The 3,330-nt window shown below is 68.3% G+C and carries 4 protein-coding genes; 2 read left to right on the top strand and 2 right to left on the bottom strand.

Annotated features, from left to right (window positions below; translation table 11 throughout):
- Window positions 1–144 precede the first annotated feature (144 nt).
- Entirely contained in the window at window positions 145–648 is a 504-nt protein-coding gene (locus ICN82_RS20930) for a pyridoxamine 5'-phosphate oxidase family protein (RefSeq protein ID WP_193187239.1), read from the top strand.
- On the opposite strand, the gene ICN82_RS20925 is transcribed toward ICN82_RS20930, so the two are convergent.
- The gene (locus tag ICN82_RS20925) at window positions 593–1,069 is read right to left on the bottom strand and encodes a DUF4864 domain-containing protein (RefSeq protein ID WP_193187236.1); all 477 of its coding nucleotides are present in this window, start codon (window positions 1,067–1,069) and stop codon (window positions 593–595) included. The genes ICN82_RS20930 and ICN82_RS20925 overlap by 56 nt on opposite strands.
- A 96-nt stretch (window positions 1,070–1,165) precedes the next feature.
- Window positions 1,166–2,752 (bottom strand): lysine--tRNA ligase, encoded by a 1,587-nt coding sequence (locus ICN82_RS20920; RefSeq protein WP_193187233.1) that lies wholly within the window; start codon window positions 2,750–2,752, stop codon window positions 1,166–1,168.
- A 173-nt stretch (window positions 2,753–2,925) separates the two neighbouring features.
- Here ICN82_RS20920 and ICN82_RS20915 point away from each other — a divergent pair, with 173 nt between their 5' ends.
- On the top strand, window positions 2,926–3,297 hold the full coding sequence (locus ICN82_RS20915) for a tellurite resistance TerB family protein (protein ID WP_193187241.1): 372 nt from the start codon (window positions 2,926–2,928) through the stop codon (window positions 3,295–3,297).
- The last annotated feature ends 33 nt before the right edge of the window (window positions 3,298–3,330 follow it).

Here is a 3,330-nt window from a genome sequence, read left to right as displayed (position 1 = left end):
GTCCTGCGGCGGGCACGACAGGGGGCCGGGCCGCCGGGGACGCCGACGGGGACCCCGGCGCGGGCCCGGCGCTGCCGGGGCATGGCCGGTGGGTTGGCGCGGCCGGTGCTTGCAGAATCCCGCCGCCGCGCCGAGCATCCGAGCATGGACAGGACCGATCCGCCCCCCGGCCCGCTGCGGGCCGCCGATGACGAGGCCCGCGCGCTGGCCCGGCGCCTTCTGGCGGAGGCGCGCTTTGCCGCGCTGGCCGCCATCGATCACGCCACCGGCGCCCCTGCCATCAGCCGGATCGCCCTGCTCGCTGGCCCGGATGGCGGCGGCCCGGTTTCGCTGATCTCGCGGCTGGCGGGGCATGCGGCGAACCTGGCCGCCGATCCGCGCTGCGCGCTGCTGCTGGGCGAACCGGGGCCGAAGGGCGATCCGCTGACCCATCCGCGCCTGAGCCTTTCCTGCCTGGCAGAGCCCCTGCCCCGCGAGCATCCTGCCCATGGCCCGCTGCGCGATCACTGGCTGCGGCTGGTCCCCAAGGCGGGGCTGTATGTCGATTTCGCCGATTTCGGCTTCCAGCGGTTCCGCATTGTCTCTGCGGCGCTCAATGGCGGGTTCGGCCGGGCCTGGCGGATGACACCGGAAGATCTGTCACCGTGACACGCCCCGCCAGCCCGGTCAGCGGCAGGGTCCGCATCCCCGCCACGGCCCAGGTCCCGGCGGCAGCCTGCATGTCGTAGTCCAGCACATGCACATCGCCCGCCCCGTCCCATAGCAGCACGCGCTGGCGGATCAGGGCGCCGCCGCCGCGCGGCGCCAGGAAGCCAAGCCGCGCCGCGTCCTGCAGGATCGGAAACCCCCGCCGCAGGAGTTCCGCGAAACGCGCCGCCGAGCCCAGCTGTTCGCGGATGTCCGGCGCCAGGGTCTCGAAGGCGCGGCCCGTCCGCCCCTGCCCGATGGCGGCGATCTGGCCGCCGATCACCGCGCGGATCGCGATGGCGGGATCCGGAGGCGGAACCGACATGACCGCGCTGAGCCGCGCGGCCCCCGGCAGGATCGCCGTCAAACTCAGCACTTTCATGGCAACTCTCTCCTGGTGGCGCGGCGAGCCTAGGAGAGGAGGCGTTAAGACGATCCTTAGACGCCTGCGGGGCCTCCCCCGCAGGCGGAACCGCGATCAGGCGGCGGCCAGTTCGCCGGCCAGGGCAGACCGGATCAGCGCGACGGTTTCGGCCACGCCGTAAAGCGCGATGAACCCGCCGAAGCGCGGCCCCTGGGACTGGCCCAGAAGCACCTCGTAGAGCGCCCCGAACCAGGCGCGCAGCGGCTCGAAGCCATGGGCCTTGCCGACCGCGAAGACCTCGGATTGCAGGGCCTCGGCATCCAGCCCGCCCTGCCAGGCCTCCAGCCGCGCGGCCAGATCCTCCAGCGCCGCGCGCTCGGTCGCGTCGGGCAGGCGGAACACCTTGGAAGGCCTGACGAAATCCTGGTAGTAGCGGACCGCGTACCCGACCGCGGCATCCAGCCCGGGATGGGTTTCTGGCGTGGCCTCGGGCGCATAGCGGCGGATGAATCCCCACATCGTGCCCTTGTCCTCGGCATTGGCCACCCCCGCCACGTTCAGCAGCATGGAGAAGGGCACGACCATGTCCGAGGCCGGCACCTTGCCGGGGCCGTGGATATGGAAGACCGGATTGGCCAGCTGCGCCTTAGGATCCTGGTCCGGATAGGCATTGAGCTGCTGGTGATATTCATCCATCGCCCGGGGGATCACGTCGAAATGCAGCCGCTTGGCGGTCTTGGGCTTCTGGAACATGAAATAGCTGAGGCTCTCGGTCGAGGCATAGGTCAGCCATTCGTCGATCGAGATGCCGTTGCCGGTCGATTTGGAGATCTTCTGTCCCTTGTCGTCGAGGAACAGCTCGTAGGTGAAATGCTCGGGCTTGCGGCCGCCGAGGATCTCGCAGATGCGGTCATAGATCGGCGTATTGGTGGAATGGTCCTTGCCGTACATCTCGAAATCGACGTCCAGCGCCGCCCAGCGGGCGCCGAAATCGGGCTTCCACTGCAGCTTGACGTTGCCGCCGGTGACCGGCAGCGTCCATTCGCGGCCGTCATTGTCGTCGAAGGTGACGGTGCCCTCCTTGGCATCGACATGCTTCATCGGCACGTAGAGCACGCGGCCGGTCTCCGGATGGATCGGCAGGAAGATCGAATAGGTCGCCGCGCGCTCGTCGCGCAGGGATTTCAGCATGACCTTCATCACGTCGTCATAGCGTTCGGCGGCGCGCAGCAGCACCTCGTCGAACTGGCCGGACTTGTAGAAATCGGTCGCCGAATAGAACTCGTACTCGAAGCCGAACGTGTCGAGGAAGCGGCGCAGCATCGCGTTGTTATGATGCCCGAAGCTTTCATACTCCTCGAACGGGTCGTAGACGCTGGTCAGCGGCCGCTGCAGGTCCTCGCGCAGACGGTCCTGGTTCGGGACGTTGCCCGGCACCTTGCGCATCCCGTCCATGTCGTCGGAGAAGCAGATCAGCCGCGTGGGGATGTCCGAGATCTGCTCGAAGGCGCGGCGGATCATGGTCGTGCGCAGCACCTCGCCGAACGTGCCGATATGCGGCAGGCCCGAGGGACCGTAGCCGGTCTCGAACAGGACATAGCCCTTCTCGGGCGGTTTCTTCTCGTAGCGTTTGACCAGGCGGCGGGCCTCTTCAAAGGGCCAGGCCTTCGAGTCCATTCCAAATTCCGCCAGATCGGTCATTTCGCTGTGCTTCCTGTTGTGCAGCGGCCCCGTGCCGCGCGGGCTCTCCCTATTGATCGGACCCCGCAAGGTCAATATTTAGCCTCCATGCATCAACGGAAGGACGCCCAGTGACCCAAGACGACCAGCAAGAGCCGCAATCGCTGAGCCCGCAGGACGCCCTGGTTCTGTTGATGATCGCGGCCTCGGTCAGCGACGAGAACATCCGCACGGCCGAGCTGGTGGCGATCCAGACGGAGGTGAACCACCTGCCGATCTTCGCGGAATACGACCTGGACCGGTTCCCCAAGCTCAGCCGCCTGGTCTTCGACCTCTTCTCCGAGGAGGAGGGACTGGACGCGCTGTTCGGGCTGGTGCGCGAGGCGTTGCCCGAGAGGCTCAACGAGACCGCCTATGCGCTGTGCTGCGACGTGACGGCGGCGGATGGGCGGCTGCGCGAGGTGGAGCTGCGGTTTCTCGAGGAGATCCGCTACGAGCTGAAGATCGACCGCCTGGCGGCGGCGGCGATCGAACGCGGCGCCCGCGCGCGGCGCATGACGCTGTAGCGCCCCGGGGCAGGCCGGGGCCGGACCCGGCCG

The organism is Mangrovicoccus algicola, from assembly GCF_014903745.1.
Lineage (GTDB): Bacteria > Pseudomonadota > Alphaproteobacteria > Rhodobacterales > Rhodobacteraceae > Mangrovicoccus > Mangrovicoccus algicola.
This window is presented reverse-complemented; position numbering and strand designations above follow the sequence as displayed.